Origin of the sequence: Halovenus anhuiensis (assembly GCF_037080055.1) — an archaeon.
Taxonomy (GTDB): domain Archaea; phylum Halobacteriota; class Halobacteria; order Halobacteriales; family Haloarculaceae; genus Halovenus.
The window spans coordinates 129046-155774 of record NZ_JBAOJI010000002.1; the positions used below are offsets into that span (position 1 = coordinate 129046).

29 protein-coding genes, 2 tRNA genes and 1 pseudogene are annotated in these 26729 nt (G+C 61.4%); 17 read left to right on the forward strand and 15 right to left on the reverse strand.

What is annotated here, in order from left to right:
* Positions 1-108: 108 nt before the first annotated feature.
* Positions 109-912 carry a TrmB family transcriptional regulator gene (locus V8P86_RS06465; RefSeq protein WP_336326434.1) on the reverse strand — a complete coding sequence of 268 codons (804 nt, stop codon included), beginning with the start codon at positions 910-912 and terminating at the stop codon, positions 109-111.
* A gap of 120 nt (positions 913-1032) precedes the next feature.
* The gene (locus V8P86_RS06470) at positions 1033-2676 is read right to left on the reverse strand and encodes a DUF255 domain-containing protein (protein WP_336326435.1); all 1644 of its coding nucleotides are present in this window, start codon (positions 2674-2676) and stop codon (positions 1033-1035) included.
* Positions 2677-2778: 102 nt separating this feature from the next.
* Between V8P86_RS06470 and V8P86_RS06475 the strand changes: the two genes are divergently transcribed.
* From V8P86_RS06475 to V8P86_RS06485, 3 genes are all read left to right on the forward strand, one after another.
* Entirely contained in the window at positions 2779-3858 is a 1080-nt protein-coding gene (locus V8P86_RS06475; protein ID WP_336326436.1) for a DUF373 family protein, read from the forward strand.
* Between the two features lie 117 nt (positions 3859-3975).
* Positions 3976-4081, forward strand: a tRNA-Arg gene (locus V8P86_RS06480).
* A 372-nt stretch (positions 4082-4453) separates the two neighbouring features.
* On the forward strand, positions 4454-4963 hold the full coding sequence (locus tag V8P86_RS06485; RefSeq protein ID WP_336326437.1) for a DUF2062 domain-containing protein: 510 nt from the start codon (positions 4454-4456) through the stop codon (positions 4961-4963).
* Between the two features lie 4 nt (positions 4964-4967).
* Here the strand turns inward: V8P86_RS06485 and V8P86_RS06490 are convergent, their stop codons facing one another.
* Entirely contained in the window at positions 4968-5651 is a 684-nt protein-coding gene (locus V8P86_RS06490; protein WP_336326438.1) for a DUF6517 family protein, read from the reverse strand.
* Between the two features lie 88 nt (positions 5652-5739).
* On the opposite strand from V8P86_RS06490, the gene V8P86_RS06495 reads away from it, so the two are divergent.
* Entirely contained in the window at positions 5740-6606 is an 867-nt protein-coding gene (locus V8P86_RS06495) for a PhzF family phenazine biosynthesis protein (RefSeq protein ID WP_336326439.1), read from the forward strand.
* Between the two features lie 43 nt (positions 6607-6649).
* A complete protein-coding gene (locus V8P86_RS06500; RefSeq protein WP_336326440.1) occupies positions 6650-7465 on the forward strand; it encodes a DUF8155 domain-containing protein in 816 nt (271 codons plus the stop codon).
* A 15-nt stretch (positions 7466-7480) separates the two neighbouring features.
* Here V8P86_RS06500 and V8P86_RS06505 read toward each other — a convergent pair whose 3' ends face one another.
* Both V8P86_RS06505 and V8P86_RS06510 read right to left on the reverse strand, forming a co-directional pair.
* On the reverse strand, positions 7481-8464 hold the full coding sequence (locus tag V8P86_RS06505) for an ornithine cyclodeaminase family protein (protein ID WP_336326441.1): 984 nt from the start codon (positions 8462-8464) through the stop codon (positions 7481-7483).
* 54 nt (positions 8465-8518) lie between these two features.
* A complete protein-coding gene (locus V8P86_RS06510) occupies positions 8519-9526 on the reverse strand; it encodes a threonine aldolase family protein (RefSeq protein WP_336326442.1) in 1008 nt (335 codons plus the stop codon).
* 159 nt (positions 9527-9685) lie between these two features.
* Here V8P86_RS06510 and V8P86_RS06515 point away from each other — a divergent pair, with 159 nt between their 5' ends.
* Complete coding sequence (locus V8P86_RS06515) at positions 9686-10120, forward strand: universal stress protein (RefSeq protein WP_336326443.1); 435 nt, start codon at positions 9686-9688, stop codon at positions 10118-10120.
* 63 nt (positions 10121-10183) lie between these two features.
* Entirely contained in the window at positions 10184-10927 is a 744-nt protein-coding gene (locus V8P86_RS06520; RefSeq protein WP_336326444.1) for a hypothetical protein, read from the forward strand.
* On the opposite strand, the gene V8P86_RS06525 is transcribed toward V8P86_RS06520, so the two are convergent.
* Positions 10898-11635, reverse strand: a complete 738-nt coding sequence (locus V8P86_RS06525) for an SOS response-associated peptidase (RefSeq protein ID WP_336326445.1) — start codon at positions 11633-11635, stop codon at positions 10898-10900. The genes V8P86_RS06520 and V8P86_RS06525 overlap by 30 nt on opposite strands.
* Positions 11636-11719: 84 nt before the next feature.
* On the opposite strand from V8P86_RS06525, the gene V8P86_RS06530 reads away from it, so the two are divergent.
* A complete protein-coding gene (locus tag V8P86_RS06530) occupies positions 11720-12262 on the forward strand; it encodes a Mov34/MPN/PAD-1 family protein (protein ID WP_336326446.1) in 543 nt (180 codons plus the stop codon).
* Here V8P86_RS06530 and V8P86_RS06535 read toward each other — a convergent pair whose 3' ends face one another.
* On the reverse strand, positions 12263-12805 hold the full coding sequence (locus V8P86_RS06535) for an NfeD family protein (protein WP_336326447.1): 543 nt from the start codon (positions 12803-12805) through the stop codon (positions 12263-12265). It lies immediately after the preceding gene.
* Between the two features lie 137 nt (positions 12806-12942).
* Between V8P86_RS06535 and V8P86_RS06540 the strand changes: the two genes are divergently transcribed.
* Positions 12943-13431 carry an RNA-binding protein gene (locus V8P86_RS06540; protein WP_336326448.1) on the forward strand — a complete coding sequence of 163 codons (489 nt, stop codon included), beginning with the start codon at positions 12943-12945 and terminating at the stop codon, positions 13429-13431.
* A gap of 72 nt (positions 13432-13503) precedes the next feature.
* Positions 13504-13863: a cell division protein SepF gene (locus V8P86_RS06545; RefSeq protein WP_336326449.1), complete on the forward strand. Its 360-nt coding sequence runs from the start codon at positions 13504-13506 to the stop codon at positions 13861-13863.
* Positions 13864-13954: 91 nt separating this feature from the next.
* On the opposite strand, the gene pheT is transcribed toward V8P86_RS06545, so the two are convergent.
* The 3 genes from pheT to glmM form a co-directional block, all read right to left on the reverse strand.
* Entirely contained in the window at positions 13955-15685 is a 1731-nt protein-coding gene (gene pheT, locus V8P86_RS06550; protein WP_336326450.1) for a phenylalanine--tRNA ligase subunit beta, read from the reverse strand.
* Positions 15685-17193: a phenylalanine--tRNA ligase subunit alpha gene (gene pheS / locus V8P86_RS06555; RefSeq protein WP_336326451.1), complete on the reverse strand. Its 1509-nt coding sequence runs from the start codon at positions 17191-17193 to the stop codon at positions 15685-15687. The genes pheT and pheS overlap by 1 nt, the downstream gene beginning before the upstream one ends.
* A gap of 231 nt (positions 17194-17424) precedes the next feature.
* On the reverse strand, positions 17425-18780 hold the full coding sequence (gene glmM, locus V8P86_RS06560) for a phosphoglucosamine mutase (protein ID WP_336326452.1): 1356 nt from the start codon (positions 18778-18780) through the stop codon (positions 17425-17427).
* Positions 18781-19075: 295 nt separating this feature from the next.
* Between glmM and pyrE the strand changes: the two genes are divergently transcribed.
* The 3 genes from pyrE to V8P86_RS06575 all read left to right on the forward strand — a co-directional run bounded on the left by pyrE (position 19076) and on the right by V8P86_RS06575 (position 21131).
* Positions 19076-19609, forward strand: a complete 534-nt coding sequence (pyrE, locus tag V8P86_RS06565; RefSeq protein WP_336326453.1) for an orotate phosphoribosyltransferase — start codon at positions 19076-19078, stop codon at positions 19607-19609.
* Positions 19610-19670: 61 nt separating this feature from the next.
* Complete coding sequence (locus tag V8P86_RS06570; protein WP_336326454.1) at positions 19671-20003, forward strand: DUF5798 family protein; 333 nt, start codon at positions 19671-19673, stop codon at positions 20001-20003.
* A 9-nt stretch (positions 20004-20012) separates the two neighbouring features.
* On the forward strand, positions 20013-21131 hold the full coding sequence (locus V8P86_RS06575) for a THUMP domain-containing class I SAM-dependent RNA methyltransferase (RefSeq protein WP_336326455.1): 1119 nt from the start codon (positions 20013-20015) through the stop codon (positions 21129-21131).
* 1 nt (position 21132) lies between these two features.
* On the opposite strand, the gene V8P86_RS06580 is transcribed toward V8P86_RS06575, so the two are convergent.
* Together V8P86_RS06580 and V8P86_RS06585 are read right to left on the reverse strand one after the other, a co-directional pair.
* Positions 21133-21657, reverse strand: a complete 525-nt coding sequence (locus tag V8P86_RS06580) for a redoxin domain-containing protein (protein WP_336326456.1) — start codon at positions 21655-21657, stop codon at positions 21133-21135.
* Between the two features lie 51 nt (positions 21658-21708).
* Positions 21709-22326 (reverse strand): RAD55 family ATPase, encoded by a 618-nt coding sequence (locus V8P86_RS06585; RefSeq protein ID WP_336326457.1) that lies wholly within the window; start codon positions 22324-22326, stop codon positions 21709-21711.
* A gap of 162 nt (positions 22327-22488) precedes the next feature.
* Between V8P86_RS06585 and V8P86_RS06590 the strand changes: the two genes are divergently transcribed.
* Positions 22489-22563: transfer RNA gene (locus V8P86_RS06590), tRNA-Arg, on the forward strand.
* A 165-nt stretch (positions 22564-22728) separates the two neighbouring features.
* Here V8P86_RS06590 and V8P86_RS06595 read toward each other — a convergent pair.
* Complete coding sequence (locus tag V8P86_RS06595; RefSeq protein WP_336326458.1) at positions 22729-23751, reverse strand: restriction endonuclease; 1023 nt, start codon at positions 23749-23751, stop codon at positions 22729-22731.
* Between the two features lie 101 nt (positions 23752-23852).
* Between V8P86_RS06595 and V8P86_RS06600 the strand changes: the two genes are divergently transcribed.
* Complete coding sequence (locus tag V8P86_RS06600; RefSeq protein WP_336326459.1) at positions 23853-24437, forward strand: DUF7437 domain-containing protein; 585 nt, start codon at positions 23853-23855, stop codon at positions 24435-24437.
* 10 nt (positions 24438-24447) lie between these two features.
* Entirely contained in the window at positions 24448-24981 is a 534-nt protein-coding gene (locus V8P86_RS06605) for a PIN domain-containing protein (RefSeq protein ID WP_336326460.1), read from the forward strand.
* On the opposite strand, the pseudogene V8P86_RS06610 reads toward V8P86_RS06605, so the two are convergent.
* A pseudogene (locus V8P86_RS06610) lies at positions 24969-25214 on the reverse strand (PIN domain-containing protein); the annotation flags it as partial. The gene V8P86_RS06605 and the pseudogene V8P86_RS06610 sit on opposite strands and share 13 nt — an antisense overlap.
* 9 nt (positions 25215-25223) lie before the next feature.
* The gene (locus V8P86_RS06615; protein WP_442909371.1) at positions 25224-25454 is read right to left on the reverse strand and encodes an AF_0619 family ribbon-helix-helix protein; all 231 of its coding nucleotides are present in this window, start codon (positions 25452-25454) and stop codon (positions 25224-25226) included.
* 561 nt (positions 25455-26015) lie between these two features.
* On the opposite strand from V8P86_RS06615, the gene V8P86_RS06620 reads away from it, so the two are divergent.
* Positions 26016-26375, forward strand: coding sequence for a hypothetical protein (locus V8P86_RS06620; RefSeq protein WP_336326462.1), 360 nt, complete (start codon positions 26016-26018; stop codon positions 26373-26375).
* Positions 26376-26729 lie beyond the last annotated feature (354 nt).

Sequence of the window (26729 nt, forward strand, 5' to 3'; positions counted from 1 at the left end):
TCCCTCGCAGCCTCATACCGAGGCATCCAGGGGTATGGCGCTCTCGAAATCGTCACAGGATGGCGCAAATTTCTCCGGTAGATGCGGTGGGTTCTTCACCGCTTTCGATCACAGTTCGAGTTCGGTCGCTTCTTTCCAGCGAGGGTCGAAGGCGTTCTGGACGTTTGCCGCGAACTCGGTGTCTTTGAGGTTGATAATCGCGAACAGTTCCGAGGCGTCGGTCGGGTGGGGGACCTCGATACAGACTTCACCGCGGTCGATCAGTGCGAAAGTCGCGGTGACGTTTCTGCCGACGCGGACCTCGAAGTCCTCGTGGTTCTGGAGGTGATACCGGTACCGTCGCCCGACACTTTCGGGCAGTTGATCGACGACATCCGGATGGAGCAGAATCGAGACGGGAACGCCGCGTTCGATGGCGGCTTCGAGTTCTTCGGCGATCTGTTCGCCGACGATATCGAGGTCGACGTAGGAGGCTGTCGTCGCGGCGACGAAGACGATCCGTTCGTCGGCGGCCTGGATTCGCTCGACGAGTAGTTCGGCGGCCTCGCCCCCGCCCAGCGCGGCCGTCCAGAACGGCTCGTCGACTGGATCGGCCGTTTCGAGTTTGTCCTCCAGTTCCGTCGCGATGTCCTCGTACTGGTCGATTTTCTCTTCGAGTTCCTCGCGCTTGTTTTCGAGCAGGCGATCCAGTGCGGTCTCCGGTTCGACCGCGACGTACTTCTTCGGGCGACTCGCGGTCTGACTGCGGATCAGATTGTGTGTCTCCAGACTGTTGAGCACGTCGTAGATCCGGCCCATCGGCACGTCGCTGGTCCGCGACAACTCCTTGGCCGTTGTCGGGCCGGTCTGCAACAGTGACCGGTAGGCGCGTGATTCGTACTCGGACAGGCCGAGATCCCTGAGACTTGCCATTGTCTACCCTGTTTTTGCCCAGCGTGATAAACGAACCGGCTGTTTATCAAATTCAAAACTCCCTTCCAAGTTGTCTTGCTAACTGTTCGTGTTTCTTCGCGCTCCAGTCGCCGTGGGCTCTCAGTCGGTCAACAACGATTCCAGTTCTGCCGGTGAGTCGGCCGTCCCCTGCTCCTCCCCGTCGACGAGTAGTCGGGCAGTTCCGTCGGCCAGTTCGGCGGCGGCACTCTCGACGTCGGCGTCGGTTCGTGGCGCGACGACGGTTTCGTGATCCGCCAGTCGGAGCGCGGCGCGGTGGAGGTCGCTGCCGGGGTCGGTCCCGACCTCGATCACCTGCGGGCTCTGGAGGCGGGCGGCGGCGGAGGCGAACTCTGCAACTTCGACACCCATCCGGTCGGCCGCGCCGGCGAAGGCCTCGATTGCCTCTCGGGCGGCGGTCTCGTAGCGATCCTCGCCGGTCAACAGTGCCAGATCCAACAATGCCTGTGCTGCGCTGACGTTCGTATCGAGCGGGGACAGCGGGGTATCGAGCAGTGCCACGTCGCTGACCGGACCGTCGTGGAACTCGCCGCTGTCGGCCTGTAGTTGGTCGATCATCCAGTCGGCAACCGCGACGGCCGGGCCGGGTTCGCCCAGCACCGACCACGAGGTAGCCAGCCCCTGCAACACGCGGGCCTGATCGAGGAGCAGTCCCGATTCGCCGGTTTCGTCGTCGGCGACGAAGTGAGTCACCTCGCCATCGTCGACGAGTGTCTCGACGACGTGCTCGCGGGCACGGCGAGCGTACTGGCGGGCCTGTTCGTCGTCGGTGTAGGCGACGTACTGGAGCAGACCGTCGATTGCGACGCCGTTGCGGTCGGCCAGCACCGTCTCGTCGACTGGCGGCCCTTCGGCGTCTTCTCTGGCGGTCGGATCGAGGGTGAAATACTCCTCGTCGCCGCCCTGACTCGCCGCGAAGGCGTCACCAGTCCACAGCGTCGTCGTCAGGTACTCGACGCCTTGCTCGGCGGCCTCGCGGTAGGTCTCGTTGCCTGTATAGCGGTAGCCGTGGGCGAAAGCACGGATGGTCGCGGCGTTCTCGTCGAGCAGTTTCTCTCGTCGAGCAGCGCCCCAGTTTCGGTTGCGCGCCACCCGGTAGAAGCCGCCGTCGTAGGTGTCCAGCAGGTGCGTGTGAATCGCTTCGAGCGTGCGGGTCGCCTGATCGCGGGCGCGGACGAGCGCGAACTCGATGGTTCGGGGCATCGGGAACTTTGCGTCCGTTCCCCACCCGCCGAACTCGTCGTCGTAGGCGCCGAGCAACTGCTCGATCATGTGCTCCTCGATGCGGTCGGTGATCGGTCCGCTGGGCGGCACGTCGTCCCGGACGGCCCGGGGTTTCGAGCCCGCGTCTTCGCCTTTGGTGTCCCACGTCTCTCGAACACTATCGAGAATCCCGCGGAAGCCGTCGACCCCGAGGAGGGTCGCGCCGGTGAGGATATCTCCGCTGGGGGTCAGAAAGACTGTCGAGGGAAAGCCGCCCATGTTGTATCGCTCTCGAACGCGGGGGTGGCGGTCGGCGTCGACGCGGATTGGGACGAAGCCGTCGTTGATATTCGCTGCGATCCGCGGTTCGGCGTAGGTCGTCTCGTCCATCTCCGCACACTCCTCGGCCCAGTCGGTGACCAGCGCGAGGAGGACCGGTTTGCCCGACCGGTCGGCGATATCGAAGGCCTCCTGGCCCCAGTCGTTCCACTCGACTTTCGTCGGGTCCGTACCGTCAGTCATACGCTCGCTTCGGGACTGGCACCTAAAGCCGTTTCAATCCCGGTCGAGGCTCGCACGTGCAAGCCCGAAAGCAGATAAATCACCGTTTCGTACATCAGACTAATGCTGCTGGTCCTGTGTGTCGATCTGGATGACGACCTCGGCCGCAAGACTGGCGTCGAGACGCCCGTTGTCGGCCGCGATGCGGTCAGCGATGCGGCGGTCGATCTCGCCACGGCCGACCCCGAAGACAGCGACGTGAACGTCCTCTTTCAGGGGATCCACCTCGCCGAAGAGATCGACGGAGAGTCCGTCGAAGTCGCTGCGGTGACCGGCGTCGACGGCCGTGAGGTCGAAGCCAACCGCCAGGTCGGCGAGGAGGTCGACCGCGTCCTCGCCGAGCTCGCCACTGGTGAGGATATCCGCGCGGTCGTCGTCACGGATGGCGCACAGGACGAGACGGTCATCCCGGTGATTCGCTCGCGGATCCAGATCGACAGCGTTCGGCGCGTGGTCGTCCGTCAGTCACAGGATTTGGAGTCGATGTACTACACGATCAAGCAGGTGCTCGACGACCCCGAGACCCGGGGGACGCTTCTGGTCCCGCTCGGCATCCTGCTGTTGATCTATCCGCTGACGATCATCGCCAACCTGGTTGGCTTCCCCGGGACTGTCTTCGGCATCGTCTCCGGGATGCTCGGGCTCTACATCCTCGCTCGGGGGCTCGGGGTCGTCGAGTGGGTCGACCGCACCGTCGAGGGGCTCCGAACCGCGCTGTTTACCGGTCGGGTGACACTCATTACTTCGCTAGTCGCGGCGGCGTTGCTTGTCGTCGGCGGCGTCAGCGGCGTCGACACCGTCGAACAGATGCGCGAATCGGGTGGGCTGGATGCCGTCGAAATCGTCGCCGCGTTGATTTTCGGCTCGATTCAGTGGGTCGCGGCCGCCGGCGTGACGAGTAGTTTCGGCCGCGTGACCGACGAGTATCTCTCCGGCGATTTCCACTGGCGATATCTCAACGCCCCCTTCTACGTCGTCGCCATCGCGGGCGTGCTGCACGGCCTGAGCGCCTTCTTTCTCGAACAGGGCTCACTCGAATATCTCGCCTTCATGCTGACTGGTGGCACGCTGCTCGGACTCGCGAGTACGCTCTCCTTTGCCGTGGCGGAGTCGTGGGCCGGTGACCAGATCGAGGCCGCCTGATACTGCCGACTGTGAAATCCACAAGTCTCGGTGCCTGTGAGCGAATCTTGTCACGGCTCACAGCCGGCAGTATGAGAACACAACATGGATATGGGTTGACTCGTACATCTCAGACGAGGGCACGTAGCTCAGTCCGGACTAGAGCGTCGGACTTCTAACGCCGGTACGGCCTGTGGCGGCGGAAGTTATCCGACGGTCGTGGGTTCAAATCCCACCGTGCCCGTGAAGCCGCTGAACGGCAGTGAAGCGCGCTGAACAAACCACGCAGGAGATTTGAACCGCGGCAGACCGAGCGAAGCGAGGTCTGGCATCGGGTGAAACATCCCACCGTGCCCGTCAATTAGTTGACCGGTTCCTACTTTTTCGCTCAGATGCTGATAATTCTCGGCTAACCGCCTCTCTCGCCGGCTCACAAAATAAATCTCAAACTCAAAATCCTGATCCCAACAAGCGGCTGAACGGTCCCCCGCGCCCTCCGTCGAATCCCGGTTCCGGAGGTGGATTCCGGTGACGGGGCCCAATTGGATTCGACACCCACGGGTTTCCGAGCAACAAGGGAAGCGTTGATAATCATCACGCTCGTAACACCGACTGAATGGTCCGACAACGGGTCGACCGTGTCCTCGAAGAGGTCAAGGAGCGGCTGATCACCGCCTTCGTCGAGAAACATACCTCGCACGAAGTCTCGTTTAGCTTCGGCCTCGGCGTGTTCATCACTGCGCTGCCCTCGCTGGGGACAGGCCTGTTCGTCTTCGTCGTCCTCGCATTTCTGTTCGACCGCCTGAGCAAGATCGCGCTGTTCGCGTCGGTGGTCATCCTCAACCCGGTCGTGAAGTGGGGCGTCTACGGAGCGAGCTATTCGCTCGGGCGATTCATTCTCGGGCCCGCGCCGGGAGTAACGTTCAAGACTGCCGATATTTCGCTGTCGGCCGGTCCGGACATGCTTGTCCGGCTCTGGCTCGGCAATCTCATCCTCGCGGCGATCTTTTCGGTCATCGGATACTTGCTCGCGCTGCGGATCGTCAACGAGTTTCGCCGCCGGGTCGATAGCGACGCGCACCCGAACGTGGGCCTCCCGACGGATACGCCAACCTCCGAAGACTAACTCGCTACGAGTCCTCTTCGACCGATTCCGACAGTTGAATGATGTTCTCTTCCTCGCCGGGGAGCAGCCTCGGATAGCCACCGACAGTGACGACGAAATCGCTGCCGAGTTCCACCGCTTCGGTAATGTGCAACACGAGTTCGACTGGACTGCCGTCGAACTGCGCCTCGGCCCGGAATTTGGTCATCGTCGTCTCTTCGCCGTTGATCGTCACGCTCTGTTCTCCCTGCTCTCTCGGATCTGCAACGAGTTCGTACTCCTCTTGAACCATCGCGGCGATCTCTTTCGCAGACATGTCCTCGACGGGATTGAAATCCTGGCCGAGAACGTCGACCTGCGGTGTGGTCAGTGAGGTAAAAATCGCTGCGTCGGCGTTATCGAGGCCGACCTCGGAGACGCTCACCGATTTACTGTGTTCGGCGAGTTTGTTCGTCACGATCACGTCCCTGCTCTCCCCACCGGCCTCGAACGTCCGCTCGACCTCTTGATCCGAGACGCCGTCGCGCTCGTACCCCGTCTCGTCGAGGACGCTCTGTGGAACGCGGGAAGGGCTGGCCTCGAACTCCGCGGCCCCACCGGTGATGAAGTCGAGACAGCCAGAGAGTCCGGCGACTGCCGTTGCTGCTGCACCTGCGCCCGCCAGATACGTCCGTCGTGAGTACTGCTGCCCGCTCTCGTTCCCAGTCATGTCTGTGAGAGTGAGGGCGAGCCAAATATCCCTTGTGGGCTAGTGATCAACAGCGAGTATTTTTTATCTGGCAGTGCAACCGCCCGGTATGACCCGGCAGTTCTCTCTCGTCGACGTCTTCGCCTGCGAGCGCTACGCTGGCAACCAACTCGCCGTAATCACGGACGCGACCGATCTCGATACCGAGGAGATGCAGGCCATTGCTGCGGAGATGGACTACTCCGAGACGACTTTTGTCACCGGCGAGCAGCGCGACGGTGCGTGGCCGGTTCGCATCTTCACGCCGACTGACGAGGTGCCCTTCGCCGGCCATCCGACGCTTGGTACCGCCGCCGTGATCCGCGACCGACTCGCCGACGGTGACCCCGAGGAGGTCGTTCTCGACCTGCAGGTCGGCCACGTCCCCGTCGGCAGGGAGAGCGACCAACTCTGGATGCACCAACAACCCCCCGAGTTCGGCGACCGACTCGCCCACGACGACCTCGCCGCAGTGCTCGGACTGGGTCTCGACCAACTCGATCCCGACTATCCCGTGCAGGTGGTCTCCACTGGCCTGCCAACGATCATCGTCCCGCTCCGTGACCGGGATGCCCTCACCGGCATCGATCTGAACCTCGACGCCTACGATGACTTCGTCGAGAATCGAGAGGCAAAACTGATCCACGCCTTCTGTCCCGACCCGCGGGAACCCGAGGACGACATCGCCGCACGGATGTTCGCGCCCGCACTCGGCGTCCGCGAGGATCCCGCCACTGGCTCCGCGAACGGCTGTCTCGCTGCTTATCTCTCCGCCGAGGAGTATTTCGGCTCGCCGACCGTCGAGGCCCGCGTCGAACAGGGATACGAACTCGGCCGACCTTCGCTGCTCCAACTCCGCGCGAATCCGGACGGGGAGTCGATTGCCGTCGAGGTTGGCGGACAGGTCGTCCCGGTTGCCCGCGGGGAGTTGCTCTGAGTCCACCGACGGATCTTTGTTCGCGTCGGCCAACTGTGGGGTGATGACAGTCACGCTCGGGCCGGAAGTTCTCTTTCAGTACTACCGCTTTTCGCTGTACAACTCTCCGTTTACCGCCCACGACGAGGGCTGTGCGATCGATCTCTACCCCGAGTCTGAGACTGCGCCCTCGCCCGTCGCCGGGGAGGTCATCGAGACGAAAACCGTCGAAGCGCCGTCGAAACCCTACGCCGCCGAGCACGACCATCTCATCCTCATCGACACCGGCGAGTACGTCGCCCGCACGCTCCACGTCGATCCGTCGGTCGAAGCGGGCGACACAGTAGCAGTCGGCGACCCGCTCGGCGACCTCGTCCGTGCGGGCTTTTTCGCCCCGTGGGTCCCCAATCACATCCACCTCGGCTTCCGAACTCACGAGGACAACCCCTACCGGGCTTCGGGATCGCTGCCGATCAGCGTCGAGGCCGAACTGAGCGCCGTCCCGTGGGACGGCACCGGCACCGTCACCGACGCGGGGAAGACGTGGGTCCGCCTCGACGCACCGGGTCATCCCGACCCCGGGAACCGGTTCGCGGGCGTCGAGAGCGGTGGCGGAGTACTCGACGGTGGATTCCCCCATTACGACGGCGGGGGTGTGCTCGCTGGCGGGACTTGCGCCGAACTCGCCGATCGAGCGATCGGCACACTATCGGATCGGACCGTCTCCTGGACGGAGTGTACCGTGCTCGCAAATGGGACGCCGATCACCGGCGTTGCCCTGTTCTGCGGTCGGGATCGGCTGGGTGTGAAACTCGTCGATTACGAGATGGATCTCTCCGTCGGTGAGGAAGTCACACTCTCCATCGAAGAGGAGTCGTAGCGCCCGAACGGCCGCTTACGTATCGGTTCCTACGAGGGCAAACTCGGTACCGATCTCGTTCTCTGTTGCGTGCTCGTAGATGACGTGTGCCGCGGCTACGTCCTGAATGGCGAGTCCCGTCGAGTCGAACAGCGTCACACTCTCGGGATCGGGTTCGTCGACGCGGCCCGTCACGACATCGCCGAGTTCGCCGTGAATATCGTCGTCGTCGAGTTTCCCTGCGCTCCACGGGACGTTGATCTCTCCCGAGTGGGTGCACTGCTCGTAATCGTCGATTACGATGGTCGCATCTTCGACGACGTCGAAGGCGATTTCGTTTTTGTCCGGCGCATCCGCGCCCATCGCGTTGATGTGCGTGTGCTCGCCGACAGCCTCGACAATTGGGTCGGTGACCGGCGTCGTCGTCGAGACGATATCACACGACGCGGCCTCGGTGATCGACCCCTCTCGAACGTCGAATTCCTCGCCGAACTCGGCGATGAACTCCTCGATGGCTTCCTCCCGGAGGTCGCTGATGAGGACCGTCTGGATGTCTCGGACCTGCGCGATTGCCTCCAGTTGCGTGTACGCCTGGATGCCCGCGCCGACCAGTCCGAGCGAGGTGGCGTTCTCGGGGGCGAGATACCGGGTCGCGACGGCGGCGGCCGCGCCCGTCCGCAGGCGCGTGAGGCCGGTCCCGTCCAGCATCGCCAGCGGGAAGGCCGTCTCGGGGTCGGAGTAGATCATCGTCCCCATCACCGTCGGAAGGTCGTGGTTTTTGGGGTTGTCGGCGTGGGAGTTGACCCACTTCACGCCGGCGGCCTCCCAGTCGTCGGCATCGATGTAGGCGGGCATCGAGCGGAAATCGCCGTTGTGCTGGGGCAGGTCGATGTAGGATTTGGCGGGCATCTGCGTGTCGCCGTCGGCGTAGGCCGCGAAGGCGGCCTCGACGGCGTCGATTACCTCTCCCATCTCCGTACTCGCCGTGACATCATCGGGATCGAGAAGTACCGTCTCCATAGCGTGAGGTTCCGCTGGCACGTACTTATAGCTGTGTTGCGGTTTCAGCCCGCGTCACACTGCTCGCTCGATACCCTCGATTGCGCGGTCGATATCGTCGTCGGTCACGTCCCAGTGCGTACAGAAGCGGATCGTGTGCTCGGCGAAGGGCACGCCAAGGACGCTTTCGTCCTCGCAGTCGTCCAGCACTGCCTCAGCGGGGCGGTCGGTGTGGACCAGCACGATGTTCGTCTCGGGGTCGTCGACCTGCAAGCCGTCGATTCGGGCGAGTCCCGCGGCGAGTCGCTCCGCTCGCCGGTGGTCTTCGCTCAGACGCTCCCGGTTGGCAAGTGCCTCCAGCCCCGGTGCGGCGATCATCCCGGCCTGTCGCATCCCGCCGCCGAGGAGTTTCCGGACGCGGTGGCCCTCCTCGATCAGTTCCTCGGGACCGGCGAGCATCGAGCCGACGGGCGCACCCAGCCCCTTCGAGAGACAGCACATCACGGTGTCGACCGGCTCGACGAAGTCGGCGGCGGGGCAGTTGTGGGCGGCCGCGGCGTTGAACAGCCGTGCGCCGTCGAGGTGGACTGTCAGCCCGAGGTCGTGGGCGGCCTCGGCAGCGGCGGTGACCTTTTTTGGAGCGATCGCGGTCCCGCCGCGGCTGTTGTGGGTGTTTTCGAGAGCCAGCGCGTCGGTGCCGGGCCGGTGGCCGCTCGCTCCGACGTAGCCCTCTCGGACCTGTTCGGGCTCGATGACCCCGCGCGGGCCGGCGTCGATCGTTCTGGGCTGGACTTCGGCGTGCTGGGCGAGTCCGGCGAGTTCCCACTTGTAGATGTGGCTCTCTCGTTCACAGAGCAGTTCCGCGCCGCGCTCGGTGTGGATCCGGCCGGCGATCTGATTGCCCATCGTTCCCGAGGGGACGTACAGCGCGTCGTCGGTGCCGAGAATCTCTGCTGTGCGTGCCTCGAGTTCGTTGATCGTCGGATCTTCGCCGTACACGTCGTCACCGACATCGGCATCGCGGGCTGCCTCGCGCATCTCCTCGCTCGGTTTCGTTACCGTATCGCTCCGTAGATCGATCATACGCTCTGTACCGCTTCGACGACTAAAAAGCCGGGCGCAGCACGCACAGCCGTCGATGAGTCACAGACGGCGGGCTCTCGGCCGATCTCGCTCTCGAAGCGTCTGCTGTCGGCGAGAACGGGGGAAACGTACAACTGTTCGCCCTTCGCAGAGGGGGACATGTACGACAACATCCTGCTGCCGACCGACGGCAGTTCCGCGACGACGGAGGCACTCGACCACGCGCTGACGATCGCAATCGACAAAGACGCGACCGTCCACCCGCTGTATATCGTCGACAAACGCCACCTTCGGGCGGCAGACGACGACACGACCGAAGAGGTCCGGCGCTCGCTCGAAGAGGAAGCGACCCACGCGCTCGACGACGCGCAGGTCCGAATCGAAGACGAGGGGGCGGAGGTCGAAACCGCACAACGAGAAGGGACGCCACACCGGGCGATTCTCGACTACGCCGAGGAGGCGGATATCGACCTGATCGTGATGGGGACCCACGGCAAGAACGGCCGCGAACGACTCGCCCAACTCGGGAGTACAACCGAGCGAGTCGTCAAGAATGCGGACTTGCCGGTGCTGGTCGTCGAGATTGGTGATTGACATGCGTATGCCCGCCGTCTGACGCAGTTTTAATTGGATAGGGTGGCAGGTTTCAGGACAAGCATGCCACGCCTGACGGTGACAATCAGCGACGAACACGAGCGGATTCTCGAACGCCAGGCGGACGGCGGAGGCGCATATCGGTCGAAATCCGAGGTGGTTCGGGAGTGTATCGAGGCCCACGAGCGCGTCGAGGACCTCTCGGAGCAACTGGCCTGTCTCGAAGCCGAAGTCGAGTTGTTGCGCGAGCAGCGGGCTAAACTGAAAGAGAAAGCCGCCCGCGTCGACGAACTCGAATCACAGCTTTGCCAGCTCCAGACCGCCTACCACCAGGCGATCAGCGAGGGGAAATCCCCACAGGAACTGGAACCGATCACCGACCAACCGGTCGAACCCGGTCCATCTGCGGAGGCACTCATCGAAGAAGCGGAATCGACGCCGTCCGACACCACCCAAACGACCGTCGAACCCTCGCCGGAGCCCCAAGCAATCGAAGCGGCCGAACCGGTGGAATCCTCGACGGAGTCGGAACCGGCTACGAAGACGGTCGGCTCGGCCGATCCGAAAACGACAGCTGCACCGACGCCGAACTCAGCAGAAACGACAGCGAAATCGGGCGATTCCGGAAGGAAATCGGCTCCAGCGGCGACGGCCACCGTGTCTGGTGGCTCCGCAAAGAGCACCGACCAGGCCGAATCGGCGACCGACGGCGGTGTCGAAATCGACGAAGAACTGCTCTATCAGTCGCCAGGTGTCGGCTCGCGGCTCAAATCAGCCCTATTCGGTGGACCCGGCGGTAGTCGGTGACTCGACCGCATCGACCAGTTCCGCGTGGTCGTTGGCGGGGTCGTTGACCGCCGTCGAAACGGGATAGGCATGCATTGCGTCGGCGGAGTACGGTTCGAGGAGATTTTCGGCGTTCTCTGCTGGTTCGGTGAGCCACGCCTCCTGCTGCTCGTCGGGCAGGATCACGGCCATCCGGTGATGGAGGTCCGCCACGAGGTCGTTCGGCTCCGTGGTGACGATGGTGAAGGTATCTATCGGGTCGGCCTGTGGCTCAGAACTGCCCTCAGTAAACGCGTCGAGTCCCGTCTGTGTCGTCGGCGGTTGCCAGCGCGTCCACAGCCCCGCCATCAGGAAGGGGCGGCCGTCCGCGAAGGTGACTCTGTACGGCTGTGTCCCCTCTTCTGTCTCGACCCACTCGTAGAAGCCGTCGGCGGGGACGAGACAGCGGCCGCCGCCCTCGATCGACCCCTCGAAGGCGTCGGCGAAACTCGACTTCTCGGTGAGTGTTTCCGCGCGAGCGTTGATGTGTCCGCCGTCGCTTTTCGTCTCGGCCCACTCCGGGATCAGCCCCCATTCGAGTCGGCGGAGTCGGTCGGGTTCGTTGTCGGTGATGATCGGTAACTGCTGGCCCGGGGCGGCATTGTAGGTCGGTTCGTAGGCCTCGACATCGACGCCGAACCGATCTGACAGCGTCTCGGGGGCGACGAAGAGTGTGTAGCGGCCGCACATACTCCCACGAGGGACCGATCTTCCAAAAGGAATCCGGTGGAGCGAACAGAATACTTAGGGATCGAGAGGTCACAGCATTACCAAATGGGGTTGTTTCGGTCGAGCGAACTGCTCGGGATCGCTGAGGAAACACTGGAGTTCATTCTCTCGGCCTCCGAGCAGACCCACCCGAACGAGTACATGGGATTTCTCCGGGCCGACAGCGCGAGCAGACTCGACCTCGATCGGGATGGCAAGGTCATCACGGATATTCTGATCATCCCCGGAACCGAATCCGGGCCGACCAGCGCCTCGGTCAAGGAGATGATGAAACCGAACGACGTGAGTTCCGTCGGGTCGGTCCACTCACACCCCAACGGCGTGCTCCGACCCAGCGATGCTGACCTGCAGACGTTCACCAGCGGCGAGGTCCACATCATCGTCGGAGCGCCGTACGGCCGCGACGACTGGCAGGCCTTCGACAATCAGGGCCAACCGACCGAACTGGACGTGCTCGACGTGGCGCTGCCCGACGACGAGTTTTTTGAGTTGACACAGGAGGGACTGGAAGACGAACATCTCGAACAGTCGCGCGGAGATACTGATGAGGATACCAACAGTGGCGGCTTCCTCTCGTGGTTTCGGTAATCAGGCCTGTTCGGCTTCAGCCTCGGCCTCGCGTTCGAGTTCGCGGTCGATTTCGTCTTTGACGTTGTCGACTGACTCGACAGTGAGAACGTTTCCGCCGCCGGGATCGACGACAATCACTTCTGTTCCTTCGGCGAGATTGTCGTCGAAACTGCGGGCTTCGTAGTACGGATTGAAGCCGCCCTCGTCGAGTTTGACCTGCCCGTCGGTCGGCGTGACGCGCTCGGTGACACGGCCGGATTTACCACGGAGTGAGTCCGAATCGCTCGTTTTCCCTTTCCCCTTGCCGCCGTAGAGATCGAGTTCGCGGTAGGCGTACAGCGTGCCGACGGAGGTCACTAACACGGTGATCGCCATGATCGTGAGGATGATGGGGGCCGGGATGACCGAGGGGAGGAGCACGCCGACGATGCCGGCGGCAAGAATACCGGTCCCGGCGACGAAGAAGTGCGCTCCCGGCGCGAACGCTTCGGCGATGATGAGTCCCGCACCGGCGACGAGCATGAACAGCGCGACGCTGCCCATGAGCGACTCCAAGACCATACCAGATGTTGGGCTGGAATAATGATAACAGTTCGGGCTGGTTTCGAGTCGGGAAACGAGTGAGAGCAGACGGCGGTGCTGTCGGCCGATGCCGGGAAAGCCGAGTTGTTTATGCACGCAGCCACTGACTCACATGTATGGACGTGAAGTCGCGTCACCATCTCCGGTCGGATGCAATCGGGGCGATCCAAGAGGGTATCGAGGCCGAACTCGGCGTCACGGTCGATGCCGACTCTTTCGAGAAGGTCGAGTTCGACGACAGCGACTGGAACGTCGTCCTCGTCGACGGCGACCCGCTGGTGCTCTACGTGGATGACGAAGAGGAAGAGCCGTTTCTGACGGTCCGCGGCGCGAACGAGTACCCGCCGACCAAGCGCATCGTCACCGTTGACGCCGGCGCAATCCAGTTCGTATCCAACGGTGCCGACGTGATGCGGCCAGGCATCGTCGAGGCCGACGATGTCATCGAGGATGGCGATCTGGTGGTCATCAACGAGGAAGGCCACGGCAAGTTCCTCGCCATCGGGCGCGCGCTCACCGACGGCTCCGATATGGTCGGTGACGAAGGTCGCGTGGTCGAATCGGTCCACCACGTCGGCGACGATCTCTACGAGATGACGATCTGACTCGTCGTTACTTTTGAGTGATAGCTATCGTCTGACGTAAAGCCTAAACGGTCGGCGGCCGCCTGCTGTTGTATGGGACTCATGAGCAAGATACTCGGTGGATCGGGTGGAACCCGACAGACCGAGGATTACGTGGAACTCAGCGCCGACGACCTGGCCGGCGAAGATGTCGAAGCCGACACAGAGGTCAAAATCGCCAAAATCGCCGACAAGTCGGATGTCATCGACATCAAAGACGAGGTCTACGACGGCAACATCGTCATCGCCGACATTACCCGCCACAGCACGCAGGACCGGACGATGGAACACATCACGGACGAACTCAAACAGGTCGCCAAGGAGGTCCGTGGCGATATCGTCCAGAAAGACGACGACCAACTTATCATCACGCCGACCGGCGCGCGGATCAGTCGCGAACGGATCGGGCACTAAGAAGCGACCACCGTTTTCCCGCTCGGGTTGCTCGCTGCGCTCGCAACCACTCGCGGCAAAAACGTGGATCAAAAAGGCCGCTCACTCGCGATTACTGCAGCGCATCTAACTTGAACTCGAACGCAGCTACCGGCAACTCCAGATCGTGCTCGACGAGCACCTTCGGATGGATCTCACCGACCACACCGGCGGACTCACCGTCGAGGACGACCTCTGCGGTCCGACCCGGAATGAAGGTCGGATGCTCGGTCGGCGGCGTCTCCAGTTCGACATCGAAGGCCTGTGCGAGCGCTTGCAGGCGACCGCGGGCATCCTCGTAGGAGGCCTCGGTGTCTGCGAGCACGGCCGCGACGGTCTGGTGTTCGGCGACGCCCGTGTTCTCGCTGTCGTCCAGTTGGGCCGCCAGTCCAATCTCGGAGAGATGCTGCGGATACTCGCGGTGGGTGTTGTTCTCCAAGACGAGTAGCAGCGAGGGCAGCGCCCACGTCCGGAGAATCTCGTAGGCCTCGCTGTACGGCTCCCGGATCGTCACTGGTTTGCCGCCGCCCAGCACGTCCGTGCCGGGGTCGACGCCCAGTCGGTCGAAGTTCTCCTCGGTGGAGATCATGTGGAAGTTCAGCAGGTCCTCGAAGCCCAGACCGACGAGCGCGTCCCGGGCCGCGTCTTCGAGTCGAGAGCGTTCGTGTCGCCCACCGACGGTCGAGACATCGGGATAGCGCGGTTCGAGGTCGTTGAATCCGTAGGCCCGACCGATGTCGTCGATCACGTCCAGCGGATGCAACACGTCGACGCGGTACGGCGGAATCTCCACCTCGTAGGTGATTGCCTCGGCATCCTCGTCCTCGATTGTGCCGTCGAGGCCGGCGCGTTCGAGGCAGTCGAGCACCGTGCCGCTGTCGAGGTCGACGCCGATGATACTCTCGATTCGCTCGTGGGCAACAGTCTTCGTCTTGACCGAGAAGTCCGGGCGATCCAGCGTCCGGCCAGCGTACTCGCCGGGGGTGTCCTCAGTGTACTCGACGTTGACGCGCTCGACCGTGCCGCCGCGGGCCGACAGCGCGTAGCAGACGATGTTGCACATGTGATCGACCGTCCACTGGTCGGTGCCGGTCATCTCGATCAGCAGGTCCCGAGAGTCCTCGGAGACTTCGGTCCGGCGGCCGTTGATCACCGGCGGGAACGAGAACAGTCCGATGTCGTCGTAGATGGCCGGGTACTCCTCGAAGCCTTCGACGAGGTCGGCGTACTGCGAGCCCATGTGATGGGATTCGGTCACTTCTCGTGGGGTCATGCCCTCGTCGCTTTCAAGTGGGACGAACCGCTCCTCGTCGGGATCCATCGACGTGTAGCGGATCGTCTTCCCGCCGCCGGTCCCGCCAGTGCCTTTCAGCGCCACGAGGTCGTGGACACCGATTGCGCCCTTCGCGCGCTGACGCCCCATCGTCGCGTGCAGTTTCTCCTGAATCTGGATCAGCGAGTCCAGCGAATCCTCGTTGAACTCCAACCCGCGAACGACCGCACCCGTCACGTACGGGCGCTCCGCGGGCGGGCCGTCGACCTCGATGGTCCACTCGGCGTTGTTCGTGTTCGGGATGTAGACGCCGCGGTCGATGCCGTATTGATACCGCAGCGACCGAGCGATTCCTTCGACGGAAAGACGGTCGAGGCGGTCCGGCGCGAACTCTAGTTGGAACTCGTCGTCTTCGGTCCAGCCCTCGAACTCCAGTCCGAGCGCGAACAGATCCTCTCGGAGTTCGTCGTCGTCTTTCTCCGTACCGACGAGTTGTCGGAGTTCGTTGGGATCGACGTCGACGACGGGCATCAGTACACCACCTCCACGTCCCGCAGCAGTTCAAGATCACACAGCGTCCCGTGCACGTCGCGGATGTCCTCGAATCCGTACATAAGCATGAGTAGTCGTTCCAGTGAGAGTCCCCAGGCCATCACGTCGGCCTCGACACCCAGTGGTTCCAGTACTTCGGCCCGGAAGATGCCCGAGTTGCCGACTTCGACGATTTCGCCGGTTTCGGGATGGGTCCCGAATAGCTCGAAGGACGGCTCGGTGTAGGGGTTGTAATGCGGTTTGAAGTCCAGATCGGTGATGCCGAACTGCTCGTAGAACTCGGTGAAGGTGCCCATCAGATCCCGCGCGGAGAGATCCTCGGCGAGCACCCACCCCTCGATCTGGAAGAATTCGAGCAGGTGCGTCGGGTCGAGGGTGTCGTTGCGGTAGACTTTCTCGACGCTGAAGTACCGCTCCGGCGGTTCGAGGTCGCCCTCAGCAAATCCGGAGAGATGGCGCATCGACAGCGAGGTCGTATGTCCACGGAGGTCGAGCGATCGGGCGACGCTTTCCTCCCACGGCGAGTGATAGCCTTCGCCGTCCTCACCGACGCCGTTGAGATGGGCTGACTTGACTCGCTCGACCAGTTCGTCCGGCAGATTGTGAATCTCGTCGGGCGACTCCAGATCGAACTGGTCCCAGTGGGTGCGCGCGGGGTGGTCCTGGGGCATGAACAGACAGTCGTTGATCCAGAACTGGGCGTCGACGTGGGGCCCTTCCATCTCCTTGAATCCCATCCCCACCAACACGTCTTTCACGCGGTTTGCGGTCTGGCGGAGGATGTGCTCTTTCCCGTGAGCGGGCTCCTCGGCTTCGGCTTCGACGTTGTACTCGGCGAATTCGACATTCTCCCACTCGCCGCTGGTGATCAGTTCCGGCGTCACCTGCCCGACCGTCTCGGCGACTTCGACGCCCTCCATCAGCGCCGTCACGCCGTCGTCGGAGACGGAGACCAGTCGGGTCGTCGATTCCTGTCGGTCGATGAGTCCGCGACTTTCGAGTTGGTCGAGCAGATCCCCGTCCTCGACTGCCTCGTCAGCGTCGAGAGATTCGAGCGCACGGAGTTCTTCGTCGGCATCTGGCTGGGCGTCGGGGTCGGCAGAGACATCGCCGCTGTCGACGGAGCCGTAGCCTTTCCGGGCGAAGTTCGCGAGAGCGATATCGACCGCAGGACCTTCGAGGCCGGCGTCGCCGAGCAGTCGACCCAGCGAGACGGGATCGTCGTCGGCACCGGCTTCCAGTGCGGTCTTGTAGAGACGGAGTTCGGGCAGGCCCTGCTCGACGTATTTGCGACCCTCGTCGGTGAGTATCGTCGTCTCTTCGTCGCGCTCAGTGATCGAGACGAGCCCTTCCTCTTCGAGCGCGAGCGCTGCGCCGGTGGCGGTCTCGACTTTGAGATCAGCCACCTCCGCAATGTCGGTTATCGGGCGATCCGTGTCGGCGTCGGCGGTCTTGAGGACCGCGACCTGTGCTTCGGGGAGTTGCATGATTCGTTGGTGAATACACCGCGGGTTAGTCAGTTAACGGTTCTCACTCGCGCACGGACGGTTTCACCGGCCACGCCGGATTTCACCCGGATTCTGGTCGGCTCCGCCATCCGCATCAAAAGAAGTGAAAGCCCCACAGCAGCGGCTGTTCGCGGACGAACCGTCGCCTGCGGGGATCGGACGCCATACGCGAATGATTGACGCTCGCCCACAAAAATATTCTGGGTCCAGTCAGGCCTGCTCGATAGCCTCGACCATCCCGTCGAGCAGGGACTCGGCCCGCTCTTGCTCACGGGCTTCCGCGTAGACGCGAATCATCGGCTCGGTCCCGCTCGGCCGGGCGAGCACCCACGCGTCGCCGTAATCGAGGCGGTAGCCGTCGATGGTGTCGGCCTCGATATCGGCCGCTGCGGCGTACTGTTCGATTGCGTCGACCATCGCCGTTCGTTCGGCGTCAGTCTCGTATTCGAGATTCGTCCGCGTCTGGTGGTAGCCGCCGTACGGCTCCAGCACTACACTCGCTGGCTGGTCGGCGAGCAGTTCGCAGAACTTCGCGGCGGTGTACGCGCCGTCGCGTGCGACCCGGTAGTCGGGGAACATGATCCCACCGTTGCCTTCGCCCGCGATGGGAACGCGCTCGCCGCGGCCCTGCAACTTGGTAATCGCCGTGATGAGATAGGTGCTCCCGATGGGGGTGAGATGCAGACCTGCACCGACCTCGTCGACGACATCGACGAGTCGTTGCGAGCAGTTGACCGCCGAGACAACGGTGTCGCCAGCCTCCAGTTGTGTCGCCGCCAGCGCCGCGAGGACGGCATCACCTTCGACGAGCGTTCCGGTTTCGTCGACGATCATCGCCCGGTCGGCGTCGCCGTCGTGGGCGATTCCCACATCAGCCTCGCTCGCGGCGACGAGCGCTTCGAGATCACCGAGGTGTTCTTTGACTGGTTCGGGGTCCCGGCCCGGGAACCGGCCGTCTGGCTGGCCGTTGACCGTCAGCACGCGACAGCCGAGTTCGCGGAACAACTGCGGGTTGGTGAGCGCGCCGGCCCCGTGGGCAGGGTCGAGCGCGACGGTCAGATTCGCGTCGGCGATCCGGTCGCGGTCGACCGCCGCCAGCAGTTCCTCGCGGTAGGCCCGGTTCGCGCCGTCGACGTGGTTGGAGTGGCCGCTTTTCTGCCAGTCGACGGTGTCGTAGCCGTCGTGAAAGCGGCGTTCGATCTCTTCGAGAACGTCCCTGGTCAGTTCGACGCCGCTGCTCCCACAGAGTTTGATCCCGTTGAACTCCGGCGGGTTGTGTGAGGCCGTCACCATCACGCCCGGCACACCCTCGCGCTCGCAGTAGGCTTGCAGACTCGGCGTCGGGACGACACCGAGGCGGTCGACGCGACAGCCAACGCTCGCGAGTCCACTCGCGACGGCGTCGGCGAACATGCCCCCGGTTTCGCGCGTGTCGCGACCGAGTGCGGCGCGGTCGTGATTCTCCGCGAAGACGCTGCCCGCCGCCCCAGCGAGGTCGAGCGCGTACTCCGGCGTCAGTGTCTCCAGTGCAACGCCGCGCACACCACTCGATCCGAATTCCTCCATTCAGGTGGAGTTGTGAACCCAGGGCCAATAGTGGTTGTGTTCGGGAGGGGGAGTCTCAGTTGGTTACCGAATAGTTTCGTTTTCGGAGAACCAGAAAGCCCCGAGGCTCTCGACTCGGGGGCCTCGCCCCTTTCAGTCCCACCCGTGGTGGCCTGTGACACAAGCAATAGGGCGGGACTGAAAGCGGACGGGGGCTTTCTGGTTGTTCGCCCGCTCGAAACACCACTTACCGATAAACCAAACACACCAACACATAATCGGCAGAGCCAAGGAATCGCGGGGCCACCGCCGTGATATGGACACGCAGTCGCTCATCGATCTGTTGCGCGAAGCCGACGCAGTACGGTTCGGCGAGTTCGAACTCTCCCACGGCGGGACGAGCAACTACTACGTCGACAAGTACGTCTTCGAGACCGATCCTGCCTGTCTCGATGCAATCGCTTCGGCCTTCGCCGAGCGGGTCGACAGGAAACTCGCCGGCGTCGCCCTCGGTGCCGTACCGCTCGCCGCCGCGACGAGTGTCGCCGCCGACCAGCCGTACCTGATCGTCCGGAAATCCGCCAAGGAATACGGCACCGGCAACCGGATCGAAGGCGAGTTCGAGGAAGGTGAGGAGGTCGTCGTCCTCGAAGATATCGCGACGACGGGCCAGAGTGCAATCGACGCCGTCGAAGCGTTGCGGGAGGCTGGCGCAGTCGTCGACCGCGTACTGGTCGTCGTCGACCGGGAGGAAGGCGCACGCGAGAACCTCGCCGAGCACGATATCGAACTGGAGTCGTTGTTGACCGCCTCGGAGTTGCTCGCCGATACCGACTACGACCCCGAATAGCTCACGTCAGCGGGCCGCACGCTCCGAAACACCCACAAAGCCACCCATCGTACGCCCTCGTATGGACATCGCCGGAACAAAAAAGAAGATTCAGCGGGTGGTCAAAGTCGGTGAGGAGACCTACAAGAAGATCAACGAGGTCATGGAAAAGATCGAGCAACTGCAGAAGGATCTCGCCCAAACGAGCGAGCAGGTCGATCACATCGAGCGCGAACAGGCCGAACAGCGCGCGCTGCTCGAAGCGCTGGCCGAAGAGCAGAACCTCGACGTGGAAGAGATTCTCGCAGATGTCGAGTATCCCGAGCGACTGACGGAGGACCCCGAAGATGTGGAGTCAGACGCCTCCGATACGACAGAGATGGCGACCAGTCGCCCGTCCGCAGCGGAGGAGTGACCACCCGCCGTGACGCGGATTCACGATCCGAGGGCCGACCGCTGGCGGTTTCTCGTCACGACGAATCGCGGTCTCGAACCGATCGCCCAGAGCGAACTGCGCGACCTCGGCGCGAGCGATCTGTCGACACTGTATCCGGGGATGATCGAGTGTGCGGGTCCGGAAGCGTTGATTCCGCGACTGCACGCCCGCGGGCGAACGGTGCATCGCCTGCTGCTCGAAGTTGCCCGCAGCGAGTGTTCCACGCTCGCGGAGATCACCGCACTGATCGACGAACTCGACTGGCCGCGGTATCTCGGCGCCGAGCAGTCTGTTGCCGTCCGGGCACAGCGCCGCGGTGACCAACCGTTCGGAAGTCCGGATGTCGAGTCTGCGGTCGGCCAAGCGATTCTCGACAACTATCGGGCTACAGAGCGAACGCGGCCGCCGGTCGATCTGGACGACCCGGATCTCATCGTCAGAGTGTTGGTCCGTGAGCAGCGTGTAATCGTCACAATCGACACGACCGGCCAGCGGTCGCTCCATCGACGTCGCTATCGGGTGGCCGAACACGAGGCACCGATCCGGCCGACGATGGCCGCAGCGATGTATCGGCTGGCGGAATGCCAGCCAGGTGATCGGGTCGTCGATCCGATGTGTGGCTGTGGAACGATTCCGATCGAAGCCGCGGCGACGACGCTGGACTGGCCACCCGAAATCGAATCAGATCTGGCGTTCGGAGCGTTCCAGTTTCTCGACACCGACGGAGTTGATCTCGACCGCTCCCGCCGCTCAACCGAAGATCTCTCGCTGGATATCCACGGCTCTGATATCGATGCGCAGGCGGTCGCGGATGCACGCGAGAATACAGCACATGCTGGACTCGGTGATGCCATCGCCTTCGAGACGGCAGATCTCCGGGGCCACTCCCTCGATGCCGACATCGTGCTCACGGACATGCCCTTCGGCATCCGGACCGGCGGCGATATTCACTCGCTCTATCGGGAGTTTGCGGATCGGCTGGCCGACGCCGACTGTCGGCGTGCCGTCGTCCATACGGCGCGTGATGACCTGCTCGGATTGGAGCCGACGAAACGACTGGAGATGCGTCGTGGTCGACTGGAGACAGTGCTGCTCGTTATCGAGTGATTCAGGGAACGATGGTGTAGTCTGTCTCTGGCCGGGTGAGATCGAAGCCGAGTTCGTCGAGTTCTCGGGTTGCGTGCGCGACAGGTGCAGGCGATGTCTCCGCCAGCGGATCGGCCTGTTCGACCGCGCGAATCTCCCAGTCGCCGTCGATCACGACCGTCGCTCTGGCGGGGATGTGCCGGTGGCCCTCCCAGTCGTCGAGCAAGAGGTCGTACTGATCGGCGATGCCAGCGTGGAAATCGGAGATGATCGGGAATGGGATTTCGTACTGATCGGCGTAGGCGGCGTGACTGAACAGGCTGTCGCCAGTGAGTCCGAGGACAGCCAGCCCCTGTGTGTCGTGCCAGCCAGCCTCCCGAACGGCGGCCCACTCCGCAGTACAGGGGCCGACGAAATCCGCCGGCGAGAACAGCAGGACGACCGCCTCGTGGGCGTCGATCTCGGAGACCAGTTCGACAATTTCGCCACCGTCACCGACGAAGGTCGGCGCTCTGAAATCTGGGGCCTGTTGGCCGACTGTAACCATGAGAGAACGAACGACAGCCAGGCAAAAAGGGATACCGCTCCGCCGACCTGTTCAGGCGGTTCCGGGCAGTTGCATCGTGACGCTGCGGTCCTCTTCGACGGTGACGATACCGTCGAACAGTTGCTTGAGCGTATTGAGCGTCTCGGCGTCGTGGGCCGTCGATTCGAGCACGTGAATCCCGATGGCGTCGGCGTCCTCGATACGGCTGGTGAGCACGTGCATGAATCGGAAGACGGTCTGGAGATCGGAGTACATCAGCAGTGTCGACAGCGAGTCGACGGCGACCCGATTGCGCTTGACCCCGCGGTCGGTGTAGAACTCCTCGACGAACTCTGAGAATTTGATCCCGATGCCAGTCATGTCCACCGGCGAGGAGGTGTATTTGACCTGCGCGGTGTCGTTTGCGGATCGACCCTGATGTTTCGTTACGCAGTCGACGATGCCGAGATGCGTCTCGTCAGGGTCGGTTAGTAGCGACTGGAAATCCGTCAGGACCCGATCTGAACTGTCTCGTGTCGTGACGATAACGCTGCCCTCCCCGTTGTTTCCCCCGTGAGCGAGCGCCTCGAACGCCAGCCGACGCTTACCGCTCAGTGCCGGACCGGAAATGAGAAGATTCGTCCCCGGTTCGAGCGTGTTATCGTCGAATTCTGGTCCAAGCTCGTACATTGTAAATTCGTGACACACGGGGCGGCGGTCCCGCCCGTCGCCGTCTGTTACTTGTTATCTCTCTTGTCCAGCTTATATATATGAGTTTTCGTTATCGGCACATCTCGGGTCCGGGTTCGAACCGGGGAGTTTTTATTCCGACGTTGGTTTGTAGAAGATGCCGGGCGCTTAGCTCAGCTTGGACAGAGCACTTGGCTTCGGACCAAGATGCCGCGGGTTCAAATCCTGCAGCGCCCATAGCAAATTTTGCCTGTAAATCAGCAGACGACAGCACTTTCTAGGTATCTGTACCAGAGGCGCATCGTTCGTGTCTCGAACGATTCTGAATTGTGACCGTTCTGTGCCACTGCTCGCTACATCTCCATCGGAACGAACGCCAGAATTGGTTCGTCGTATCTGAGTTTAGACCCTCACGAACTTCTTGTTGTGCCCGTCTCGTCTTTCCTCAACCTCTGGAAGTGTTGCTAACCACGTAGCAACTGTACTACTTCGCCGGGAGACACTGGAGTCCGAGAGCCTTGTTTCGACTTTCAGGACCTCTCGAAGTTCATCGTACGTCAACTCCTCTGATCGCTCAAGTTCGGCATAGACTCGTCGTACAATCTCCACATTGCGTATTGCTTCGATAAGTCGATCTGTAGCTGCGTCTGTATTCCCTTGATCGTGTAACGTGAGGTATTCGACGCCATCACGTGTGAGCCCCCAACATCGGACGCTACGTCCGTTTACTTCCTTCGGCGTGTCCTTGTGGACAAATCCGAGCAACCACCCAGCAATGCCGTAGAGGTCGGAGTGTCTCGGAGCAAACTCCTGTTGTAGCTCATCCGCGACATACTGCTGTATCTCGTGTTTGGATCCGTCCGTTGCCTCGATGCCGCGGAGAAATAGCCGAAGCGTGTCGAACCGATCAGCCAAAGGGACTTCTTTCGATGGAACGAGATCATTGTCGGTTGGTTTTTCGAACGCCTGCCAGAATTCGTCGTCAATCTCGTACGTATTTCCCGTTTTTTCGACGCCGATCTGCCGGTCTACCATTCCCTGCGAGAGTGTGGTTCCGTCGACGAGACAGATCTGTAGATCGTCAGCGGTCTCGACAGCGGGTCCAGTAAACGAACTCGATGTGATATAGGTCCCAACCTGATGGTTGCCCTGCGTCAGAGCCCCGTGAAACCGCTGAATGTAGTTGTTGCTAACCGTATTCCCCTCTGCGTATTGTTTGACCTGAACGCCTAGGTATGCCCTGATAATTCCCTCGTCGATAACACCCTCAATATCTATCCCATCGTCTTGTCGAAACGCGGTTACCTGCAGTGCCGGCGTCTCAAGTCGCCGAATGAGAACCATCTTGCAGAGAACCTCGAATTCCTCCGGCGTGATCTCGAACATTCGATCTTGGAGGTGGTCCTGCATCGCTGCGGCATGCATACCAAATTGCTTCTTCGGGCAGAGCATAAAATCCCGTCACGGTTTCCGGGTTTGTCCTTTCTGAACCAAACCGTTATTACACAACACACGAATTATGTAATATGTCGAAAGCAGCCGGAGACCCCGAACGCGCGATCAATGGGCTCATGTCAGTCGCGCAGTTGCTCGAAGAGCCACGGCTGGCACGTCTCTACACGTATATCCTCCGTGAAGACGAGGTGACCATCGACGAAATCGTCGCCGGGTTAGAGATGCCCCGGACGACCGCGTATTCGGACACGAGCACGCTCGTTGATCTCGGCGTCCTAGCGCGAGATGAATCTCAGAAGACACACACGTATACAGCAGTTCCAATCTCGCTCACCGCAAATCTCGATGGCGACGAGTACACGATTACTCCAACCCTCCTCGAAGCATTCGGGCGGTCGCCACGGGATCAGGATCTCGACTTGCTCATCGAACGTCATGGGCTCGGAAAGCTTGCCGCTGCGCTCACCTATGCCGTCCCGTATGCAGAAGGCGAAATCTCGGAACGAGTTGCAGGTCGGGAACTCGACCTGCAACACGCATTTGCCATTGCCGTGTTGCAGGCCCTCCGGGATGTCGTCCACGAAATGAGAGAGATAGACCCGTACTTCGAGGATATTCGGAACGCGCGAAACCAGCCACCGAAAACTGGAGAGTGACACAGCAGGGATGACCGATCCGTTTGATCCTTACGACGATTCAGTCGCGTGGGTCGCAGACACCGGCCTGTTCATCGCCTGTGGTCGCCAGCAGAACAACAAGTACACTGCGCTCAAACGCTTTGCCCAGCGCAACGAACTCACTTTTATCGTCCTACCGCGTGTCTACGACGAACTCGGTGGTGCGCCTGATCGGAGTACGCCGGGGCAGACACCAATCAACAGTGCGATTGATGCTGGCTGGGTGACGGTTGCCGATGAACCGGATTACACGAACAGTACTATTGCACAGGTAATGGACGACGTACAGCGGTTTATTGCTCATTCATCAAACCGGGATGAAGATCAAATTGAGAAGGCTGATGCTGCTCTTGCTGCCATCGCTGTCGAACATCTTGGCAGTGGACCCGCGGATTACGCATGTGTCGTAACGACCGATAGAGACGCTGGTGAGGGGACCGTTACTGCACTTGAAGCGAATGGGTTTGAGAACAGAATCCAGTTCAAAGACGGATTTGAGTTGATTGATGAGATAGCCGGATAGAAATCGTCGGCTGGGATGACTTCGATATACTGGAACAGCAGGTCAGTGAACTGTTCTACTCGGTCCGGGTCCATCCCAGATTTCTCCACGATCAGCTCTTCGTAGTTTTCGATCTCGTCGTAGACGAACGCGGGTGTCAGGAGATTTGGTTCGAGCGTGACGATGAGCTCTCGCGTTTTCGAATCAGCGATGAGTGCGGAGATGACGATGTTTGCGTCGATGACCAACTTCATCAGTTGTGTCTACGCTGATTCCTCGTCAACGTGCTTGCGTCCACTCTCGTTGATTTTATCAGCAATTTCCTGCACGTCGCTCTCCGTGAGTTCGCTCTCGCTAGTGAGTTCGTCCATAACTTCGAGCGCTTCGATTTTTTCCTCGATGGCCTGCCGCGTGACCTCACTCCAGTTGATTTCGGGGTGCTTCTCCATGCGCTCTTTCAGGTTGTCATCCACATTGACTGTGATAGTCGGCATGCGAAAAACTATGCACACACAGTATACTGTGTCTTTCGGTGTCTTTAGTACTCGCTGATTTCAGCTACCTCACGCCCTAACAGTGGATTCGTTCGACAGTCGGGCCAGCGCCTGCAGCGCCCATGTCAGTTATTCTCCAAAAATTGGCTTACGTAGGTCCTGTTATGAGGTTTTAGAGATCTGGACGAAGAGTTTGCTTTCGTTCGATTGGCGGGCGGGTGACATCTACAGGAGTTTGCGTACGTATCCATTGGTGCCGACAGTGACACTCAATAGCCGATCAACGCAATATTTTACTTTTTGATAGGTTTCAGGTGCTGAATACAGAGCGTCTAGTCAACACAGCGTCCTTGTTTCAGACTATACCCACTGACCGGCTATCGGGGCAAGTCCGTATATTGAATGACTGCGGTGACTGGATACAGTACGCCGGCTGTTCTGCAGTACCCTGGGCGTCACTTTATGCCGTGATATCTCACAGGACGACATCGTGGAAATATTCGGGTATTCTCACGATGTCGGGTCCACAGCTTTAATTCGCCGAATCTGCTAAATACGACCATGTCTGCGACTGGAATCGATACCGAACCCTCGTCGAGTCCGCTTCAGTCACTCACAGCGCTGCACCTGATCGGCATTGTTTTGGCTGTGATCACTGGAGGAATCCATTTGTGGCTAGGTGTCGTGGAGAGTTCACCCGCTCTTTTTATTGCTGGAGTCGGCTTTGCCATCGGGACCGTCGCTGTCGCCGCTAACATCCGGCGCTTGACGGTCGTCAAGCTCGGAATTCCATTCACTGGGACACAGACCGTGTACTATCTTGCGACACACTTTGATCAAATCACGCTGATAAGCGCCACAGACAAACTCGTTCAACTCGGACTGATTGGGGTTCTGTTTCTGATTGCCCGCCGCAACTGATACGAATGCTTCCAGCAACCGACTAGTACAAGTAGTCCAAATCGGAGTCCACCGCGGTGCTACACTCGCGCCCTCTATTCAGCATGGGCGCAAACGTATATAAATGGGAGTCCATTTCCCCCGTTCTCAAACACTAGATTTCGGCCGCCTCGCGCCCTGAAATGGGATTTATCCGTCGTGCGAGCGAGCGCCTGCAGCGCCCATAGCAGATTTCACGGGCCAAATCGCAAGACGACGGTCGGTTTCGCAATATACGTTTAGATTACATTCGTTCACTTCCTGAACGATTCTGAAACCCGCCGTTTCCATCCCATGGTTCGCTACATCTACGCAACCGTTCAGTCCGTCTAATCA

What these genes read in the sequence shown, in the direction of transcription:
- pyrE (WP_336326453.1), top strand. Translation starts at nt 19,076, where the DNA reads ATGGACACGCAGTCGCTCATCGATCTGTTGCGCGAAGCCGACGCAGTA.
- V8P86_RS06570 (WP_336326454.1), top strand. Translation starts at nt 19,671, where the DNA reads ATGGACATCGCCGGAACAAAAAAGAAGATTCAGCGGGTGGTCAAAGTC.
- V8P86_RS06615 (WP_442909371.1), bottom strand. Translation starts at nt 25,454, where the DNA reads ATGCCGACTATCACAGTCAATGTGGATGACAACCTGAAAGAGCGCATG.
- V8P86_RS06505 (WP_336326441.1), bottom strand. Translation starts at nt 8,464, where the DNA reads ATGGAGACGGTACTTCTCGATCCCGATGATGTCACGGCGAGTACGGAG.
- V8P86_RS06465 (WP_336326434.1), bottom strand. Translation starts at nt 912, where the DNA reads ATGGCAAGTCTCAGGGATCTCGGCCTGTCCGAGTACGAATCACGCGCC.
- V8P86_RS06535 (WP_336326447.1), bottom strand. Translation starts at nt 12,805, where the DNA reads ATGGTCTTGGAGTCGCTCATGGGCAGCGTCGCGCTGTTCATGCTCGTC.
- V8P86_RS06620 (WP_336326462.1), top strand. Translation starts at nt 26,016, where the DNA reads ATGTCTGCGACTGGAATCGATACCGAACCCTCGTCGAGTCCGCTTCAG.
- V8P86_RS06510 (WP_336326442.1), bottom strand. Translation starts at nt 9,526, where the DNA reads ATGATCGATCTACGGAGCGATACGGTAACGAAACCGAGCGAGGAGATG.
- pheT (WP_336326450.1), bottom strand. Translation starts at nt 15,685, where the DNA reads ATGCCCGTCGTCGACGTCGATCCCAACGAACTCCGACAACTCGTCGGT.
- V8P86_RS06490 (WP_336326438.1), bottom strand. Translation starts at nt 5,651, where the DNA reads ATGACTGGGAACGAGAGCGGGCAGCAGTACTCACGACGGACGTATCTG.
- pheS (WP_336326451.1), bottom strand. Translation starts at nt 17,193, where the DNA reads ATGCAACTCCCCGAAGCACAGGTCGCGGTCCTCAAGACCGCCGACGCC.
- V8P86_RS06545 (WP_336326449.1), top strand. Translation starts at nt 13,504, where the DNA reads ATGGGACTCATGAGCAAGATACTCGGTGGATCGGGTGGAACCCGACAG.
- V8P86_RS06515 (WP_336326443.1), top strand. Translation starts at nt 9,686, where the DNA reads ATGTACGACAACATCCTGCTGCCGACCGACGGCAGTTCCGCGACGACG.
- V8P86_RS06485 (WP_336326437.1), top strand. Translation starts at nt 4,454, where the DNA reads ATGGTCCGACAACGGGTCGACCGTGTCCTCGAAGAGGTCAAGGAGCGG.
- V8P86_RS06475 (WP_336326436.1), top strand. Translation starts at nt 2,779, where the DNA reads ATGCTGCTGGTCCTGTGTGTCGATCTGGATGACGACCTCGGCCGCAAG.
- V8P86_RS06500 (WP_336326440.1), top strand. Translation starts at nt 6,650, where the DNA reads ATGACAGTCACGCTCGGGCCGGAAGTTCTCTTTCAGTACTACCGCTTT.
- V8P86_RS06595 (WP_336326458.1), bottom strand. Translation starts at nt 23,751, where the DNA reads ATGCATGCCGCAGCGATGCAGGACCACCTCCAAGATCGAATGTTCGAG.
- V8P86_RS06605 (WP_336326460.1), top strand. Translation starts at nt 24,448, where the DNA reads ATGACCGATCCGTTTGATCCTTACGACGATTCAGTCGCGTGGGTCGCA.
- V8P86_RS06585 (WP_336326457.1), bottom strand. Translation starts at nt 22,326, where the DNA reads ATGTACGAGCTTGGACCAGAATTCGACGATAACACGCTCGAACCGGGG.
- V8P86_RS06525 (WP_336326445.1), bottom strand. Translation starts at nt 11,635, where the DNA reads ATGTGCGGCCGCTACACACTCTTCGTCGCCCCCGAGACGCTGTCAGAT.
- V8P86_RS06600 (WP_336326459.1), top strand. Translation starts at nt 23,853, where the DNA reads ATGTCGAAAGCAGCCGGAGACCCCGAACGCGCGATCAATGGGCTCATG.
- V8P86_RS06520 (WP_336326444.1), top strand. Translation starts at nt 10,184, where the DNA reads ATGCCACGCCTGACGGTGACAATCAGCGACGAACACGAGCGGATTCTC.
- V8P86_RS06530 (WP_336326446.1), top strand. Translation starts at nt 11,720, where the DNA reads ATGGGGTTGTTTCGGTCGAGCGAACTGCTCGGGATCGCTGAGGAAACA.
- V8P86_RS06470 (WP_336326435.1), bottom strand. Translation starts at nt 2,676, where the DNA reads ATGACTGACGGTACGGACCCGACGAAAGTCGAGTGGAACGACTGGGGC.
- glmM (WP_336326452.1), bottom strand. Translation starts at nt 18,780, where the DNA reads ATGGAGGAATTCGGATCGAGTGGTGTGCGCGGCGTTGCACTGGAGACA.
- V8P86_RS06540 (WP_336326448.1), top strand. Translation starts at nt 12,943, where the DNA reads ATGGACGTGAAGTCGCGTCACCATCTCCGGTCGGATGCAATCGGGGCG.
- V8P86_RS06580 (WP_336326456.1), bottom strand. Translation starts at nt 21,657, where the DNA reads ATGGTTACAGTCGGCCAACAGGCCCCAGATTTCAGAGCGCCGACCTTC.
- V8P86_RS06495 (WP_336326439.1), top strand. Translation starts at nt 5,740, where the DNA reads ATGACCCGGCAGTTCTCTCTCGTCGACGTCTTCGCCTGCGAGCGCTAC.